The following is an 18,254-nucleotide window of genomic DNA, read 5'->3' as shown; positions in this document are numbered from 1 at the left end:
GCCCAAGGACAGCCGCACACGCCGCCGCACCCGCACCTTGATGGCGGTGCTCCCGGTAGTAGTGATAGCCACCGGCACCACACTGGCGCTCCAGAACCTCCCCTACGTCACCCACTCGGACAGCGCGGCGGGCGCACCCCCCTCCACCTCGGCCACCGCCCCGAAGGACCCCTCAGCGCCACCGGACAAGAACGGCCCGACCAAACCGGGATCGGACAAAACAGCAAAAAAGAAGAGGCCCAAAGACGCGGACGACGACAACAAGAGCGACGACGACTCCCCGCAGGGCAAGGGCAAGAACGGCGACGCGCCGGACGGAGACAGCGCGGCCGACGGAAAGAACCCCTCCCAGGGCAAGGGCGACGGCGACTCCAAAGACTCGGACTCATCCGACGACGACAACGCCAACGAGAACGACAACGACAACGGCGGCAACGACACCGACGGGGACGCCCCCACCAACCCCACCTCAGGCCCGTTCCGCCTGAAGAACGCGGACAACGGCTCCTGCCTGACCCAGGTCTACGGCGCCGCGGACGACGGCACCTGCGGCGACCCGAGCGCCAGATGGTCCACCGTGAGCGCGGAGAACAACAGCTTCAAGGTCGTCAACAAAGACTCCGGCTCCTGCCTGGTGGCCAACATGCTCGGCCAGGCGGTCTTCGTCGGCGACTGCACCCAGGGCGAGGCCCGCCTCTGGCGCTGGGGCCCGGACAACACCCTGAAGAGCACCGCGAACGGCGGCTGCCTGGACCTGGCCTACGGCGGCGGCATCTCAGCCACGACCTGCCAATCGGGCAAGGCCTCCCAGCACTGGAACAGATAACCGCCGTCCCCTCCGGAAAAAGCAAAAGCCCCAGGTCACGGCGAGTGAGTCCTGGGGCTTCCACAGAGCCGCCTTCGGGATTCGAACCCGAGACCTACGCATTACGAGTGCGTTGCTCTGGCCATCTGAGCTAAGGCGGCGCGCCGTCCGCACATTGTGCGATCAGCAACGCGGCCAAGTCTACACAGTTTCCGGGGGTGCTCCGCACACCCCTCTCCGAGCGGCCCTCCCGCCCTACGAACAGCGCTTTCCGTCCGCCGGGACCCTGCCCTCCAGGAGGTACGCGTTGATCGTCGAGTCGACGCACTCGCTGCCCCGGCCGTACGCCGTGTGGCCGTCGCCCTCGTAGGTGAGGAGGCGGGCCGAGGAGAGCTGGGAGGCCAGGGCCCGCGCCCAGTGGTAGGGCGTGGCGGGGTCGCGCGTCGTGCCGGCGACCACGATGGGCGCCGCGCCGCGCGCCTCGATGCGGTGCGGCCTGCCCGTGGCCTTGACCGGCCAGTACGCGCAGTTCAGCGAGGACCAGGCGAGGCCCTCGCCGAAGACCGGGGAGGCCTTCTCGAAGTCGGGCAGGGCCTTTTCGACCTGGTCCGGCGTGGTGAAGGCGGGCGGCAGGTCCAGACAGTTCACGGCGGCGTTGGCGAACATGAGGTTCGCGTATGTGCCGTCCTCGCTCCGCTCGTAGTAGCTGTCGGAGAGGGCGAGCAGCGCCGCACCGTCCTTGTTCCTGATCGCCGAGCCGAGGGCGTCGCGCAGCTGCGGCCAGGCGGCCTCGTCGTACATCGCGGCGATCACGCCCGTCGTGGCGAGCGCCTCGCCGAGCTTGCGGCCCGAGGAGTCACCGGCGGGCAGGGGCGCCCGGTCCACCTCGTCGAAGAACGCCTTCAGCCGCTTGCCCGCGTCGTCGGGACTCCCGGAGCCGAGCGGGCACTCCGCGCCGAGCGCCACGCAGTCCTTGGCGAACGACTGGAACGCCGTCTCGAAGCCGGCGGTCTGGTCGCGGTTCATGCGACGCGCGGGCAGCGAGGGGTCCATCGCGCCGTCCAGGACGAGGCGGCCCACCCGCTTCGGGAAGAGCCCGGCATACGTCGCGCCGAGGAACGTCCCGTACGAGGCACCCACGTACGACAGCCGCTCGTCGCCCAGCACCGCCCGCACGACGTCCATGTCGCGCGCCGCCTCGACGGTGGAGACGTGCGGCAGGATTCTCGACGACCGCTTCTCGCAGCCCTCCGCGAACTTCTCGAAGGAGGTGCGGAGCCGAACGGTCTCGCGCCGGTCGTCGGGGGTCATGTCGGTCTGTGTGTACGCGTCCATGTCCTTGCCGTCGAGGCAGGTGACGGGCGCGCTGCGGGCCACGCCGCGCGGGTCGACGGCGACCATGTCGTAGCGGGCTAGGACCTCTTCGGGGTAGCCGAGCGCCGCGTACGACTGGAGGTAGCCGATCGCCGCGCCGCCGGGGCCGCCCGGGTTGACCAGGAGTGAACCGATCCGCTCGCTCCGCTTGGTGGCCTGCTTGCGGGCCACCGCCAGCTTGATGTCGCCCGCCGCGGGCTTGTCGTAGTCGAGCGGCACCTTCACCGAGGCGCACTCGAAACCGGCGACACCGCACTCGCGCCAGCGAAGCCGCTGGCCGTAGTACGGGGTGAGCTCCGCGGGCGTCGCGCGGGGCAGCGCGGCCATGGAGGCGTCCGCCGTCGAACTCCCCGACGAGCAGCCGGAGATGAGCAGCCCCGCGGTCACGAGCAGCGTGCCGCACGTACGGAAGGGAAGGTGACGGCTGAGGCTGCGACGCTCGCGGCGACTGGTGTCCATCAGGCGAGCCTAACTCTCCGCGCCCGAGTGGACACATACAGTGCTCGCTCGCTACTCGTACGGGTGACCTCGTCAACGGGACGGCCAGGCCCGCCGTTTCACCCCCGCCCCGCTGACGACCGGCGTGCCCTCACCCGGCCCGCAGCGCCACCGTCATCGCCTCCACCGCCAGCAGCGGCGCCACATTGCGGTCGAGTGCCGTGCGGCAGGCGCCGATCGCCTCTATGCGGCGCAGCGTGGACTCCGGCGACGCGCCGAGCGCCATGCGCTCCAGCATGTCCTGCACCTCGGTGTTGGCGATGGCGACACGGGAGCCCAGCTGCAGCGCGAGCACGTCGCGGTAGACCCCGGTCAGGTCGATGAGCGCCAGGTCGAGGCTGTCGCGTTGCGTACGGGTCTTGCGGCGCTTCTGTCTGTCCTCCAGCTCCTTCATCGCGCCCGCGGTGCCGCGCGGCATCCGGCCGCCCTGCCCACCGCCCAGCGCCGCCTTCAGGTCCTCGGTCTCCTTGACGTCGACGTCCTCGGCGACCTGCTTCGCGTCGTCGGACGCGGTGTCGATCAACTCCTGCGCCGCCTTCAGACAGCCGCCGATCTCCTGCACGCGCAGCGGCAGCTTCAACACCGCGGCCCTGCGCTCGCGCGCGCGGGGGTCGGTGGCGAGCCGCCGGGCGCGGCCGATGTGCCCCTGCGTCGCGCGCGCCACGGCGGCGGCGACATCCGGCTCGATGCCGTCCCTTCGTACGAGCACGTCGGCGACGGCTTCCACCGGAGGTGTACGCAGTGTCAGGTGCCGGCAGCGGGAGCGGATGGTCGGCAGCACGTCCTCCAGGGAGGGCGCGCAGAGCAGCCACACCGTGCGGGGGGCGGGCTCCTCCACCGCCTTCAGCAGGACGTTCCCCGCGCCCTCGGTGAGGCGGTCGGCGTCCTCCAGGACGATGACCTGCCAGCGCCCGACCGCGGGCGAGAGCTGGGCCCGCCGGACAAGCTCGCGGGTCTCCTTCACGCCGATGGACAACAGGTCCGTACGCACCACTTCCACGTCGGCGTGGGTGCCGACGAGGCTGGTGTGACAGCCGTCGCAGAACCCGCAGCCGGGGACGCCGCCCAGGGCGCGGTCCGGGCTCGTGCACTGCAGGGCGGCGGCGAAGGCCCGGGCCGCCGTGGACCGCCCGGAGCCGGGCGGTCCCGTGAACAGCCAGGCGTGCGTCATCTTCGACGAGTCCGGCACGGGCGTGTCGGCGGCGACCGCGGTCACCAGCGCGTCGGCGTCCCGGGCGGCGGCGCTCAGCTGCGCGCTCACCCGGTCCTGGCCCACGAGGTCGTCCCACACGCTCACGACGTCACCGCCACGTCGTCCCACCCGCTCATGGGGGTCACCGCCTTACGCTGCGCACTGCTCCTGCCGGACTGTCCATTGTGGAACACGCCACTGACAATCAGGGCCGCCCGGCTCCGAGCCCCCTCCCCCCGGTCCGCCTCAGTGATCAACGCCGACGGCCGCGGCGCCCCCGCCTGCCCTCGCCGTCGGCGTCATCCGCGTCGCGGGCGTCGTCGACGGCGTCCTCGTGCGAGCCGAGCAGTTCGTCGGCCAGCGTCGGCATGTCGTCCGGCGTCTCATCGGCCCACTCGGGCCCGGACCGCCGGGGCGTGCCCCGCTCGTCGATCTGGGGCAGCTCCCGCGTGCGTTCGTTGGCGCCCTCGGCGGCCGCCGGACGCTCGTCCCGGAAGTAGCCCGGCGGCACCTTGTCCTCCTGGATGGCGGGCAGGACGGCCGTCTCCTCCGAGGCCCCGGGAACCGGCGGCTGCGGCAGCACCTCGGTGTCCTCCGGCCCCGGCCCGTCGGGCCGCACCGCAGGCAGTACGGCGGTCTCGTCGATCGCCCCGGCAGGCGGCGCCACCACGGGCGTGGTCACGGTGGTCTCGTTGTCGGGCACGGACGGCTCGGACGGCTCGGACGGCTCGGGTGACGACGGAGGCTCTGGCGACGAGGACGGCGAGGATGGCTCCGGAGAAGCCGCAGCCCCCGACTTGCCCGGCGCTACCGGCGCACTCGGCGTCACCGGGGCACTCGGCGCAACCGGCGTAGCAGCCGAAGCAGGCGCGGAAGCCGAAGCCGCCTGAGCCGCAGCCGCCGCCGCGGAAGCCGCCGACGCCGCGGCCATCCGCCGCGCCTCCTCCGCCCGGAGCAACGCCTCCTCCGCCTTGCGCTGCTTCTCCAGCCGGCGCTCCTCCGCCTCGGCCCGCAGCCGCGCCTCCTCCTCGGCCTCCCGGCGGCGCCGCGCCTCCTCGGCGGCCCTGAGCTTCTCCTCGGCGAGCAGCCTGGCCTTCTCCTCCTCGGCCTTGCGGCGCGCCTCCTCGGCACGCTTGCGAGCCTCCTCGGCCTGCCGCTCGGCCTCGCGGCGCTGCGCCTCCTCCAGCTCGCGGCGCTTGCGCTCTTCCTCCTCGGCGCGCAGCTTGGCGAGCTGCGCCTGGCGCTCACGCTCCAGGCGCTCCTCCTCGGCCTTGCGGGCGGCCTCTTCCTCGGCCTTGCGCCGCGCCTCCTCCTCGGCGGCCCTGCGGGCCTCTTCCTGGGCCTTCACCTCGGCCTCGGAGAGCGGCAGGACCGTGTCGAGGCGGTGCCGGATCACGGTCGTGACCGCCTCCGGCTCCTGGGAGGCGTCGACGACGAGATAGCGCCCCGGGTCGGCCGCGGCGAGCGTGAGGAAACCGGACCGCACGCGCGCGTGGAACTCGGCGGGCTCCGACTCGAGCCGGTCGGGCGCCTCCGTGAACCGCTCGCGGGCGGCCTCGGGCGCCACGTCGAGCAGGCACGTCAGGTTCGGTACGAGACCACCGGTCGCCCAGCGGTTGATGCGGGCGACCTCGGTCGGCGAGAGGTCGCGTCCGGCGCCCTGGTAGGCGACGGACGAGTCGATGTACCGGTCGGAGATGACGATGGCGCCGCGCTCCAGGGCGGGCCGTACGACGGTGTCGACGTGCTCCGCGCGGTCGGCGGCGTACAGCAGCGCCTCCGCCCGGTGCGAGAGACCGGCCGAGGAGACGTCGAGCAGGATCGACCGCAGCCGCTTGCCGACGGGCGTGGCCCCTGGCTCGCGCGTGACGACGACCTCGTGGCCCTTGGCGCGGATCCACTCGGCTAGCGCCTCGGCCTGGGTGGACTTACCGGCGCCGTCGCCGCCCTCCAGGGCGATGAAGAAGCCGGTGGCGCAGGGCGCCTGCACCGGGTCGTCACCGCCGCGCAGCGCGTCGAGCAGGTCCTGGCGCAGCGGTACGCCCTGCCGGTCGTCGGCCTTGGCGAGGACGAGCGCGGCCACGGGCAGGAGCAGCGCGCCGACCAGCATCAGTGTGAAGGCGGCGCCTCCGTGGTCGAAGACGAACTTGCCGTTGACCATGCGATGCGGCCCGATCGCGGCGGCGACCACGGGGGCCACGAGCGCGCCGAGCGCGACGCTCAGCCTGACGACCGCCTGAAGGTGCTCGGTGGTACGGGCCCTGCGGTAGTCCTCGACCTCCTGGTCGAGCAGCGCGTGCCCTATGTTCGCGGCGACGCCCGCGCTGACCCCGGTGAGGGCCAGGAGCAGCAGCACGGTCGTCACGTCGGGCACGAGGCCCGCGGCGAGCAGCGCGAGGCCGGTGAGGGCGATCGCGAGCGCGAGCAGCCTGCGGCGCGAGAGCGAGCGCAGCAGGGACGGCGCGGTGCGGATGCCGACGACGGTGCCGCCGGTGAGCGTGAGGACGATCAGGCCGTAGGTGACGGGGCCGCCGCCCAGGTCCTTGGCGTGCAGCACGGCGACGGCGACGGCCGCGGCGATGGCGGTGGCGACGGCGGCACAGGCGGCGACGAGCAGCGGGATGGCACCCGTGCGCCCCTTGTCGGTGCCGGTGCCCGTACGCGGCCTGCGCAGCCCTTCGAGGGGGCTACGCGCGCGTGGCGTCTGCGTGCCGGGAAAGCGCAGGAGGTAGACGATGGTCAGCGACCCGGCGAAGAGCCCGGCCGCGAGGAACGAGGCGAGCCCCGCCTGGTGCAGCGCGAACCAGTCGAGCCCGGCGCCCAGGAGGTTGCCGATGAGCGTGATGGCGACGAGCGCGGCGGCCGCGAGGGGCAGCGCCACGAATCCCGTACGCAGCGACAGGCGGCGCAGCGCGTCCATGTGGTCCGGCAGCGGCCGTACCGTCGCGCCCTCCAGAGGCGGCGCGGGCAGCAGCGCGGGCGCCGCGCTCTCCCTGGCGACCGTCCAGAACCGCTCGGCGACACCGGTCACGAAGGAGGTCACCAGGAGCACCGCGAGGGCGTTGTCCGGTGTCCAGTCGATCCACAGCGGCGCGACGATCAGGAGCGCCGCGCGCACGCCGTCGGCGCCGACCATGGTCCAGCGCCGGTCGAGCGGTCCGCCGGGTGAGGTCAGGGAGGTGAGCGGTCCGAGGAGCACCGCTCCGAAGAGCAGCGTCGCGAGGACGCGCGCTCCGAAGACGGCGGTGATGGCGAAGGCCACGCCGCGGTAGCCGCCTCCGAAGGCGCCTTCCGCGATGGCCGACTGGAGCGCGAGAATCACCAGCACGAGCAGAGCGAGCGCGTCGCCGACACTGCCGACGAGTTGCGCGCTCCACAACCGCTTCAGCTGCGGTACGCGCAGCAGAGCGCGGACCGCACGCTCTCGGGAATCTGCGACCAGGGCGTCGTCGGGGGCCGGGGTTCCGGCCGTTGGCTGCTCGGCACGCGTCATCCGTCCAGCCTATCTGGACGGACAACTTCCCCGTCGGCCCACCCGAACAAACGACCGCAGGGCCGCTGCCCGCCCCGCCGTCAGTCCTCCGAAGCAGCCGTGCTGGAAGCGACCGTCTTCGTGGCGGCCGTCTTCTTGGCAGTGGTCTTCTTAGCGGTGGTCTTCTTAGCAGCCGTCTTCTTGGCAGCCGTCTTCTTGGCGGCGGTCTTCTTGGCCGGTGCCTTCTTGGCGGGCGCCTTCTTGGCCGTCTTCTTGGCCGGACCCTTCGCCCGCTTCTCCGCGAGCAGTTCGTAGCCCCGCTCCGGAGTGATGTCCTCGACCGAGTCCGCCGCCCGCAGCGTCGCGTTGGTCTCGCCGTCGGTCACGTACGCCCCGAAGCGGCCGTCCTTGACGACGACGGGCTTCCCGCTGACCGGGTCCTCGCCCAGCTCCTTCAGCGGCGGCTTCGCGGCCGCACGCCCCCGCTGCTTCGGCTTGGAGTAGATCTCCAGGGCCTCTTCCAGCGTGATCGTGAAAAGCTGCTCCTCGCTCTCGATCGAGCGCGAGTCGGTGCCCTTCTTCAGGTACGGGCCGTACCGGCCGTTCTGCGCGGTGATCTCGACGCCCTCGGCGTCGGTGCCGACCACACGCGGCAGCGACATCAGCTTCAGCGCGTCCTCAAGGGTGACCGTGTCGAGCGACATGGACTTGAAGAGCGAGGCCGTGCGCGGCTTGACCGCGTTCTTGCCGGTCTTCGGGGTGCCCTCGGGAAGGATCTCCGTCACATACGGGCCGTAGCGCCCGTCCTTGGCGACGATCTGGTGGCCCGACGCCGGGTCGGCGCCCAGCTCGAAGTCCCCGCTCGGCTTGGCAAGCAGCTCCTCCGCGTACTCGACGGTCAGCTCGTCCGGCGCCAGGTCCTCGGGGACGTCGGCGCGCTGGTGCTCCTCGGAGTCCCGCTCGCCGCGCTCGATGTAGGGGCCGTAGCGACCCACGCGCAGCATGATGCCGTCGCCGACGGGGAAGGACGACACCTCGCGGGCGTCGATCGCGCCCAGGTCGGTGACGAGTTCCTTGAGGCCGCCGAGGTGGTCGCCGTCGCCGTTGCCCGCCTCGGCCGCGCCGCCGGAGGCCTCGCCCTCACCGAAGTAGAAGCGCCGCAGCCACGGCACGGCCTGCGCCTCGCCGCGCGCGATGCGGTCGAGGTCGTCCTCCATCCTGGCGGTGAAGTCGTAGTCGACAAGTCGCCCGAAGTGCTTCTCCAGGAGATTGACGACGGCGAACGACAGGAAGGAGGGGACGAGCGCCGTCCCCTTCTTGAAGACGTATCCGCGGTCGAGGATGGTCCCGAGGATCGACGCGTACGTCGACGGGCGGCCGATCTCGCGCTCTTCCAACTCCTTGACCAGCGAGGCCTCGGTGTAGCGGGCAGGCGGCTTGGTCGCGTGGCCGTCGACCGACATCTCGTCGGCGGAGAGCGCGTCACCCTCGCCGACCTGCGGCAGCCTGCGCTCGCGGTCGTCCAGCTCGGCGTTCGGGTCGTCGGCGCCCTCGACGTACGCCTTGAGGAAGCCGTGGAAGGTGATGGTCTTGCCGGACGCGCTGAACTCGGCGTCGCGGCCGTCGGAGGCGCGGCCACCGATCTTGACCGTGACGGAGTTACCGGTCGCGTCCTTCATCTGGGAGGCGACGGTCCGCTTCCAGATCAGCTCGTAGAGCCGGAACTGATCACCGGTCAGGCCGGTCTCGGCCGGCGTGCGGAAACGATCACCCGAGGGGCGGATCGCCTCGTGCGCCTCCTGCGCGTTCTTGACCTTTCCGGCGTACGTACGCGGCTTGTCCGGCAGGTAGTCGCTGCCGTAGAGCTGCGTGACCTGCGCACGAGCGGCGGAGACCGCCGTGTCGGACAGGGTCGTGGAGTCCGTACGCATATAGGTGATGAAGCCGTTCTCGTACAGCTTCTGGGCCACCTGCATGGTCGCCTTCGCGCCGAAGCCGAGCTTGCGCGAGGCCTCCTGCTGGAGCGTCGTCGTACGGAACGGGGCGTACGGAGAGCGGCGGTAGGGCTTGGACTCGACGGACCGTACGGAGAAGTCCGTGTTCTGGAGGGCGGCGGCCAGCGCGCGGGCGTTCGCCTCGTCCAGGTGCAGGGTGCCCGCGCTGCCCGCCTTGAGCTGTCCGACGGAGTTGAAGTCGCGGCCCTGCGCGATGCGCTTGCCGTCGACCTGGGTGAGGCGGGCGACGAGCTGCGAGGGGTCGGAGGCGTCACCGGCGCGGCCGGTGCCGAAGGTGCCGGTCAGGTCCCAGTACTCGGCGGAGCGGAAGGCGATGCGCTCGCGCTCCCGTTCGACGACGAGGCGGGTGGCCACGGACTGGACGCGGCCTGCCGACAGGCGCGGCATGACCTTCTTCCACAGGACCGGCGAGACCTCGTAGCCGTAGAGGCGGTCGAGGATGCGGCGGGTCTCCTGGGCGTCGACCATCCGCTTGTTCAGCTCGCGCGGGTTGGCGACGGCGCTGCGGATCGCTTCCTTGGTGATCTCGTGGAAGACCATCCGGTGGACGGGGACCTTGGGCTTCAGGACCTCGAGGAGGTGCCACGCGATGGCTTCGCCCTCGCGGTCCTCATCGGTGGCGAGGAAGAGTTCGTCGGAGTCCTTCAGGAGGTCCTTGAGCTTCTTGACCTGCGCCTTCTTGTCGGCGTTGACGACATAGATGGGCTGGAAGTCATGCTCGACGTCCACGCCGAGGCGGCGCACCTCGCCGGTGTACTTCTCGGGCACCTCCGCGGCGCCGTTGGGGAGGTCGCGGATGTGCCCGACGCTGGCCTCGACTACGTAGCCGGGGCCGAGGTAGCTCTTGATCGTCTTCGCCTTGGCAGGCGACTCGACGATGACGAGTCGGCGGCCGCCCTGTGCGGTCTCGCTGGTCGGGGACAACTTCGCTCTTCTCTCCGGTCGACGCTCGGTGGCAGTGCGCGATGGCATTGCTCGTGGCAGTGCTCTTGGCCGTGCGGTGGCAGTGCTCGCATGGCTTGCGTTGCGCTGTCGCTGCGGAGTGTGACGGTACATCCCGCCCCCGTGTCAAACGGGAAAAGCCCGCAACGGCCACTCGAACGGTAACCCGACTACCGCCATTCCTGCCGCCCGGAGTGGCGACCTGCTGTTTCGGCGCCCTGCCCGGGCGACGACCTCGTCACACCGGCGCGATCACCGGAGTCGTCCCTTCCCGGTCCTGGAGCACTCCCCTATGTCGCGCTGGAACGACCTCCTCCGCCACGTCGGACCGACCCCCTCCGCCACGTCGGACCGAGCCCCTGCGCCGCGTCGGCGCCCTCGCGTCACAGGCGAGTGAAACACCACACTCCGAGAAGCAGCGCCCCGGACCCCGCGAGCGCGGCGAGCGTCGCCGATGCGACGGGCTTCACACCGTGGGCGACGGGCTCGCGGTGCGCGACCCGCGCCCCGGTCCACAGCAGCAGCCCTGCGCCGAACAGCGCGAACACCGTTCCGGCGAAGATCGCGGGTGCGCTCTCCATGGCCCTTTGCCTCCCCGTGCAGCTCTTCCTCGGCGGTCCGCCAGGAGGCTGGCACGGCCGGGAATCGGGAGCGCGAAATCCGGGTGAACGGCGGACGGCCCGCTCCACCGTCGTACGTATGCCAATCGCCGCATACGTACGGGATGTTGGCCGATTTCACCGCCCCGGGATCCCGGACGCTGCCGCGCGGGCCGGCGCGGCCGCGCCCGAGCCTGGCAGGCCCTACGCCCCGACAGGCAGCAGGAAGCCCTGCTCCACCAGGAGCCTGATCTGCGCGGGCGTGCGGTCCCGCAGCAGTACCGGGTCCTCGCCGACCAGTTGCGCGATGGCGTCCAGGATCCGTCCGGCGCTCAGCGAACCGTCGCACACGCCTGCGAATCCGGCGCCGACCGTGTCCACCTTGGTGGCCCGGCGCATCCCGCGGTGCTGGCGCAGCACGACGTGCTCCGGGTCCTCGGCGCCCGGAAGGCCGACCTGCTCCTGCATGACCTCGTCGGCGAGCTTGAAGTGCCCGGCGAGCAGCGCCGCGTCGTCGTGCGCACGCAGATAGTCCTGGCGGTCGAAGAACTCCTGCACCGTCTCGCCGAGCGGCTGCTCGACGGGGTGCGGCCACTCCTCGACGGTCACGCTCGGCTCGGCGGCCCCGGTCTTGCGCAGCGTGATCCAGCCGAACCCGACGGCCCGTGTCCCGCGCGCCTCGAACTCGTCGAGCCACGCCTCGTACCGCCGCGCGTACGACGTGGGGTCCTGGCGGTGGTCCCCCGCGTCCCGCAGCCACAGCTCGGCGTACTGCGTGATGTCCTGCACCTCGCGCTGCACGATCCAGGCGTCGCAGCCGCGCGGCACCCAGGAGCGCAGGCGGTCCTGCCACTCCTCGCCGTCCACGTGCTGCCAGTTGGCCAGGAAGTGCGCGTACCCCCCTTCGTTCAACCGCTCCCCCGCCTCCTGAACGAGCGACCGGCACAGATCGTCCCCGCCCATCCCGCCGTCGCGGTAGGTGAGCCGGGCGCCCGGCGAGATCACGAAGGGCGGGTTCGACACGATCAGGTCGTACGTCTCGTCCCCCACCGGCTCGAAGAGGGAGCCCTCGCGCAGGTCCGCCTCCGGAGCCCCGGACAGGGCGAGCGTGAGCCGGGTGAACTCCAGTGCCCGGGGGTTGAGGTCGGTCGCCGTCACGCGCGTGGCGTGCTGCGCGGCGTGCAGGGCCTGGATGCCGGAGCCGGTGCCGAGGTCGAGCGCGCTGTCGACCGGTGTCCGCACGGTGATCCCGGCGAGCGTGGTGGACGCCCCGCCGACACCGAGGACGACGCCTTCGTCGTGGCTGCCGATGCCGCCGGCGCCGCCGACCGCGCAGCCCAGGTCGGAGACGATGAACCAGTCCTCGCCGTTCGGCCCGCCATAGGGCCGCACGTCCACGGTCGCCCGCAGCTCACTTCCCTGCCCGGCCAGCCAGCGGCTCTCCAGGAGGGCGTCGACGGGCAGGACGTCCGCCACGCGCGCGTGGGGCACGGTTTCCTGGAGCAGGAAGAGGCGTACGAGGGCCGCGAGGCCGCTGTCCCCGCGGGTGGCCCGCAGCGCGGGCACGGTCTCACTGCGCGCGAGCGCGGCGTAGGCGGGCGCCCCGAGCAGTTCGAGCAGCCCGTCGGCGGTGAAGTCGGCGGCGAGCAGAGCCTGCCGCAAGGAGGCGGCTACGTCGGCGCGGTCGGACGAGGGCAGGGGGAGGCTGGCGTTACTCACGCCCCCATTGTGACCCGCGGGCGGCTCCACGGCCCTGCCCCGGCGCGGGCGGACGGTACCCGGGCGCCGGGGCAGTGCGGGGCGGGGGTCAGTTCCCGGCCGACGGCGTGGCGGACGCGCTCTTGCAGCTGTCCTGCTTGCCCATCGCCTTGCCGACCTCCCCCTCCTGCAACTTCTCCAGTGCCTCGTTGCCGCTCTTGCTCAGCTTGTCCAGCTCGCCCGCGACGTCCTTGAGGCCGTCGGCGAAGTCCGCCTGGTTCTTGGTGTCCAAGCCGTCGACCTGCTTCTTCAGGTCGTCGTACGACTTGGAGATGCCGTTCAGCTCCTTGACGGCGTCATCCGTCTTCTTCTGCCCGTCGTCGACCGGCGGCGCGCCCGCGTCCTTCACGGAGGCGCCCATCGCCTTGTAGGCGTCGGACATGTCCTGGAACGCCTTGGAGTCGGTCTTCTGGACGTCGGCCGGAGAGCTGTTGTCGGAGGTCTCCTTCTGGATCGCGGCGTTGGCGTCCGCGATCTTCTTCGACTGCGGCTGGACGGAGTCGCAGACCTTCTTGGCCCAGTCGTCCAGTTCCTTGTTGCCGTCGTCGCTGCTGCACCCGGACAGAGTGAGTACCAGTACCGCACCGCCGGACAGTGCGGCTGCAAGCTTCTTGTTCACCGGATTGGTCCCTTCCATGGCTCTCGGCCCCGGAACTTACACGCCAAACGAGCGACAAACGCATGCCGTGGGCCCGATACAACCCCTATTGCAGCCATTTGCACCAAGCAGATGGCGAGAAGCGAGAGAGAAGGCTCACGACCCGTCAGACGCCCGGCTCGCCGCAGGCCGGGCCGTGGGCGTACGCCCGTACGACAACGGGCGGACGGCGCATCAAACTGCGCCGCCCGCCCGCGTGTTGGACGCGTCCCGCTCCGGGTTACGAAACGACCGCCGGGTCGGCCGACTTGGCCGTCCGCCCGGCGTTGCCCTCGTCCCCGACGGCGATGCCCCGCCGCTTGGAGACGTAGACCGCGCCGATGATGACCGCGATGGAGGCCACCGCGATGAGGACCCGCATGCCGACGCTGGCGTCGTCCCCGTAGCTGAACTTGACGACCGCGGGCGCGATGAGCAGCGCCACGAGGTTCATCACCTTCAGCAGGGGGTTGATCGCCGGGCCCGCGGTGTCCTTGAACGGGTCGCCCACGGTGTCGCCGATGACGACCGCGGCGTGGGCCTCACTGCCCTTGCCGCCGTGGTGACCGTCCTCGACGAGCTTCTTCGCGTTGTCCCAGGCACCACCGGAGTTGGCGAGGAAGACCGCCATCAGCGTGCCTGTGCCGATCGCGCCCGCCAGGAACGAGCCGAGCGCGCCGACACCGAGCGAGAAGCCGACCGCGATCGGCGTGAGCACGGCGAGCAGACCCGGGGTGGCCAGCTCGCGCAGCGCGTCCTTGGTGCAGATGTCGACGACGCGTCCGTACTCGGGCTGCTCGCTGTAGTCCATGATCCCGGGGTGCTCGCGGAACTGCCGCCGCACTTCGTAGACCACGGCCCCGGCCGACCGCGACACCGCGTTGATCGCGAGCCCCGAGAAGAGGAAGACGACCGCGGCGCCGAGGATCAGGCCCACCAGGTTGTTGGGCTGTGAGATGTCCATCACCAGGTTCATCGGGGCGCCGTCGCCGAGTTTCTCGCCGACGTCCTTGGCCGCGGTCGCGATGGCGTCGCGATACGACCCGAAGAGCGCCGCCGCCGCGAGGACCGCGGTCGCGATGGCGATGCCCTTGGTGATGGCCTTGGTGGTGTTGCCGACGGCGTCCAGGTCGGTGAGCACCTGCGCGCCCGCGCCCTCGACGTCACCGGACATCTCGGCGATGCCCTGCGCGTTGTCGGAGACGGGACCGAAGGTGTCCATGGCGACGATGACGCCGACGGTGGTGAGCAGGCCCGTACCGGCCAGGGCGACCGCGAAGAGGGCGAGCATGATCGACGTGCCGCCGAGCAGGAACGCCCCGTACACGCCGAGCCCGATGAGCAGCGCGGTGTAGACGGCCGATTCGAGACCGATCGAGATGCCCGCCAGTACGACGGTGGCGGGACCGGTCAGCGAGGTCTTGCCGATATCCCTGACGGGACGCCGGTTGGTCTCGGTGAAGTAGCCGGTGAGCTGCTGGATCAGGGCGGCCAGCACGATGCCGATGGCCACGGCGGTGAGCGCCAGGACCCGCGGATCGCCGTTGTGGCCCGCGATCGCCGCGTCCGTGATGCCGTCCAGATCCGCGTACGAGGACGGGAGGTAGACGTAGACGGCCCCGGCGACGAGCACCAGCGAGATGACCGCGGAGATGAAGAACCCGCGGTTGATGGCGCTCATGCCGCTGCGGTCGGCGCGCCGCGGCGCGACCGCGAAGATGCCGATCATCGCCGTCACGACGCCGATGGCCGGGACGATCAGCGGGAAGGCGAGCCCGGAGTCGCCGAACGCCACCTTGCCGAGGATCAGCGCGGCGACGAGCGTGACGGCGTACGACTCGAAGAGGTCGGCGGCCATACCGGCGCAGTCGCCGACGTTGTCGCCCACGTTGTCGGCGATGGTCGCGGCATTGCGCGGATCATCCTCCGGAATGCCCTGCTCGACCTTGCCGACCAGGTCGGCGCCGACGTCGGCGGCCTTGGTGAAGATGCCGCCGCCGACACGCATGAACATCGCGATCAGCGCGGCTCCGAGGCCGAAACCTTCGAGCACCTTCGGCGCGTCGGCCGCGTAGACGAGCACCACGCAGGAGGCGCCCAGCAGGCCGAGCCCGACGGTGAACATGCCGACGACGCCGCCCGTACGGAAAGCGATCTTCATTGCTTTGTGCGAGACGGCGGTGAGATCCTTTTCGGGTTCGCCTTCCGCCGGAGTGGCTTCCCGGGCGGCGGCAGCGACGCGCACATTGCTGCGCACGGCGAGCCACATACCGATATAGCCGGTGGTCGCCGAGAACGCCGCTCCGATCAAGAAGAAGATCGAACGTCCGGCGCGCTGATTCCAGTCGTCCGCGGGCAGCAGCATGAGCAGGAAGAACACCACGACGGCGAATACACCGAGCGTGCGGAGCTGCCGGCCCAGATAGGCGTTCGCGCCTTCCTGGATCGCCTTCGCGATCTTCTTCATGCTGTCGGTGCCCTCGCCGGCCGCGAGTACCTGGCGCACCAGGACCCCGGCGACGACGAGCGCGGCGAGCGCGACGGCCGCGATGACCATCACGATAAGTCGATTGTCGTCCGTAAGGACTGCGGCTGCGAAGGTTGAGGGGTGGTCAAACTGATGAGGGGAAGAAAGCCCCGCCATTCGTCCTCCTTGACGCTGGGGCTGAGCTCAAGATGTGGACGGATTGTAGGGAGCGGAACCTGATCAAAACAGAGCGCCACTAACGCAATTGACCTGAGATTGCTTCTCAGCAAATGATCGCGGCCGCAGACTGGACCCGAAAGCGGTAATGCCTCAAAACCGTTGACGGCCCTCATTGATCTAGTGAAATAAGTGATCAGAATAAGAAAAGGCCCTGTTCACCGTGGTGGTGGCAGGGCCTGTCAGAGCGAGCGGGTGTTCGGTTTTGGATACCCCTCGGGGCGGGGGCGCCGACGACGGGGCCGCGCGGAGCGGGTGGCGCGGGTCAGGGCAGAAGTGGCGCGGGGGTCGTCGGCCACCTCATGCGGATCAGGCCGCCGGACTCGCCGGCGGTGACCTCGACGTCGTCCACGAGGCCGCTGATGACCGCGAGACCCATCTCGTCCTCGCCCTCGGCCTCCAGCTCCTCGCCCTGGCCGGGCCGCGCGCCCGGCGCCCGGTCACCGGGTGCCGAACGGGGTGCCTCGTCGCCGACCTCGATGGAGAACTGCTTCTCGTCCTCGATCAGCGCGACCCGCACCGGCGCGTCGACGCCGTTGCTTTGGTGCAGCCCGACGGCGCGCGTGCAGGCCTCGCCGACCGCGAGCCTGACCTCGTCGAGGACGGCCTCGTCCACTCCGGCCCTGCGCGCGACCGCGGCCGCCACGAGGCGGGCCGTCCTGACGTGCTCGGGCAGCGCGCTGAAGCGGAGTTCAACGGTGGCCATGCATCCCCCTCGGACGTACGCGCGTGCTGTCAGGGGACCGGGCCGCGGGCCCGGCCCCCTGCTGTACTGCCACTGCGGGCCTCAGTCGGTGGCCGAGACCGCTTCCTCGACCGAGGTGTGGATGGGGAACACCTTGGTCAGGCCGGTAATGCGGAAGATCTTGAGAATGCGCTCCTGGTTGCAGACCAGGCGCAGCGAGCCCTCGTGGGCACGCACGCGCTTCAGGCCGCCGACCAGCACGCCGAGTCCGGTGGAGTCGAGGAAGTCCACGCCCTCCATGTCGACGACAAGATGGAAACTGCCGTCGTTCACCAACTCGACCAACTGCTCGCGCAGCTTGGGCGCGGTATAAACATCGATTTCGCCACCGACCTCGACGACCGTACGATCGCCGACGGTACGGGTCGACAGGGACAGGTCCACGGATCCTCCAGCACCTTGCTATCGAGCGGTCATCCCTCGGGACACCTCGGCAGCCCCCAGGACGGATCGCCAGCCGCGATGGCATTCGATCACTTACCGGCGGGCGTGCACGACGCCTTCGGACCATTGTCCATCCCGCCAGTGACACACTCGATGCCGATGGCCAAGAATTCTCCCACCGGAGGACCCTCCTCGGGCGCCCCGGCACAGACGTCCCCGCGGGCGGTCCTCGACCGGCTCACCGCTGGGCCGAGCCGTGCATCGCGCGTCACTCATACGGAGCACTTGCCCCCACGTGCGGCTCGGTATGCAGTCTGGCCCGACCGCATCCGCGCGGAGGTCATATCCGCCGTTCGGGCGGCGGGCATCGAGCGTCCCTGGGCCCATCAGGCCCTGGCGGCCGAGCACGCCCTCGACGGCGCATCCGTGGTCGTGGCCACCGGCACCGCCTCCGGCAAGTCCCTGGCCTACCTCACACCCGTCCTCTCCGCCCTCCTCGATGGCTCCGAGGCACCCAACGGGCGCGGCGCCACCGCCCTGTACCTGGCCCCCACCAAGGCCCTGGCGGCCGACCAGCGCCGCGCCGTACGCGCACTCGCCGCCCCGCTGGGCAACGCCGTACGCCCCGCGGTGTACGACGGCGACACCCCCTTCGAGGAACGCGAATGGGTGCGCCAGTACGCCAACTACGTGCTGACCAACCCCGACATGCTGCACCGCGGGATCCTCCCCTCCCACCCCCGCTGGTCCTCCTTCCTGCGCGCCCTGCGGTACGTCGTCATCGACGAGTGCCACACCTACCGCGGCGTCTTCGGCTCCCACGTCGCCCAGGTCATCCGCCGTCTGCGCCGCCTCTGCGCGCGCTACGGCTCGGACCCCGTCTTCCTGCTGGCCTCCGCCACCTCCGCCGACCCCGCCGCCTCCGCGGAGCGCCTCATCGGCCTGCCCGTGAAGGAGGTCGCCGACGACGCCTCACCCCGCGGCGAACTCGTCTTCGCCCTCTGGGAGCCGCCGCTCACCGATCTGCACGGCGAGAAGGGCGCCCCCGTCCGCCGCACCGCCACCGCCGAGACCGCGGACCTCCTCACCGACCTCACCGTCCAGGGCGTCCGCTCGGTCGCCTTCGTAC

Annotated in this window: 12 protein-coding genes and 1 tRNA gene; 2 read left to right on the top strand and 11 right to left on the bottom strand. The window is 71.0% G+C overall.

Features of this window, described 5'->3' with window-relative positions; translation table 11 throughout:
- A partial coding sequence (locus GKQ77_RS11795) for an RICIN domain-containing protein (RefSeq protein WP_219688664.1) occupies window positions 1-826 on the top strand: 826 nt, incomplete at its 5' end.
- Between the two features lie 66 nt (window positions 827-892).
- Here the strand turns inward: GKQ77_RS11795 and GKQ77_RS11790 are convergent.
- From GKQ77_RS11790 to bldG, 11 genes are all read right to left on the bottom strand, one after another.
- Window positions 893-966 (bottom strand) — tRNA-Thr (locus GKQ77_RS11790).
- 94 nt (window positions 967-1,060) lie between these two features.
- Complete coding sequence (locus tag GKQ77_RS11785) at window positions 1,061-2,638, bottom strand: alpha/beta hydrolase (RefSeq protein ID WP_219688663.1); 1,578 nt, start codon at window positions 2,636-2,638, stop codon at window positions 1,061-1,063.
- Between the two features lie 130 nt (window positions 2,639-2,768).
- Window positions 2,769-3,974, bottom strand: coding sequence for a DNA polymerase III subunit delta' (locus GKQ77_RS11780; RefSeq protein ID WP_219688662.1), 1,206 nt, complete (start codon window positions 3,972-3,974; stop codon window positions 2,769-2,771).
- 148 nt (window positions 3,975-4,122) lie between these two features.
- Entirely contained in the window at window positions 4,123-7,362 is a 3,240-nt protein-coding gene (gene tmk / locus GKQ77_RS11775) for a dTMP kinase (protein ID WP_219688661.1), read from the bottom strand.
- Window positions 7,363-7,442: 80 nt separating this feature from the next.
- Window positions 7,443-10,280, bottom strand: coding sequence for a type I DNA topoisomerase (topA, locus tag GKQ77_RS11770; protein ID WP_219688660.1), 2,838 nt, complete (start codon window positions 10,278-10,280; stop codon window positions 7,443-7,445).
- A gap of 401 nt (window positions 10,281-10,681) precedes the next feature.
- Window positions 10,682-10,879 (bottom strand): hypothetical protein, encoded by a 198-nt coding sequence (locus tag GKQ77_RS11765; RefSeq protein ID WP_125514217.1) that lies wholly within the window; start codon window positions 10,877-10,879, stop codon window positions 10,682-10,684.
- A gap of 222 nt (window positions 10,880-11,101) precedes the next feature.
- Window positions 11,102-12,616 carry a DUF7059 domain-containing protein gene (locus GKQ77_RS11760; RefSeq protein WP_219688659.1) on the bottom strand — a complete coding sequence of 505 codons (1,515 nt, stop codon included), beginning with the start codon at window positions 12,614-12,616 and terminating at the stop codon, window positions 11,102-11,104.
- 88 nt (window positions 12,617-12,704) lie between these two features.
- Window positions 12,705-13,292 (bottom strand): small secreted protein, encoded by a 588-nt coding sequence (locus GKQ77_RS11755; RefSeq protein WP_219688658.1) that lies wholly within the window; start codon window positions 13,290-13,292, stop codon window positions 12,705-12,707.
- A 241-nt stretch (window positions 13,293-13,533) separates the two neighbouring features.
- Window positions 13,534-15,936: a sodium-translocating pyrophosphatase gene (locus GKQ77_RS11750; RefSeq protein WP_219688657.1), complete on the bottom strand. Its 2,403-nt coding sequence runs from the start codon at window positions 15,934-15,936 to the stop codon at window positions 13,534-13,536.
- 325 nt (window positions 15,937-16,261) lie between these two features.
- Window positions 16,262-16,702 (bottom strand): ATP-binding protein, encoded by a 441-nt coding sequence (locus GKQ77_RS11745; protein ID WP_219688656.1) that lies wholly within the window; start codon window positions 16,700-16,702, stop codon window positions 16,262-16,264.
- Window positions 16,703-16,783: 81 nt separating this feature from the next.
- Complete coding sequence (gene bldG, locus GKQ77_RS11740; RefSeq protein ID WP_125514212.1) at window positions 16,784-17,125, bottom strand: anti-sigma factor antagonist BldG; 342 nt, start codon at window positions 17,123-17,125, stop codon at window positions 16,784-16,786.
- Between the two features lie 78 nt (window positions 17,126-17,203).
- Here bldG and GKQ77_RS11735 point away from each other — a divergent pair.
- On the top strand, window positions 17,204-18,254 hold a 1,051-nt coding region (locus tag GKQ77_RS11735), incomplete at its 3' end, for a DEAD/DEAH box helicase (protein ID WP_219688655.1).

It is taken from the genome of Streptomyces anatolicus (assembly GCF_019400875.1).
GTDB classification, from domain to species: Bacteria; Actinomycetota; Actinomycetes; order Streptomycetales; family Streptomycetaceae; genus Streptomyces; species Streptomyces anatolicus.
The sequence above is the reverse complement of the archived record's forward strand: the minus strand, read 5'-3'. Positions and strand labels throughout refer to the sequence as shown.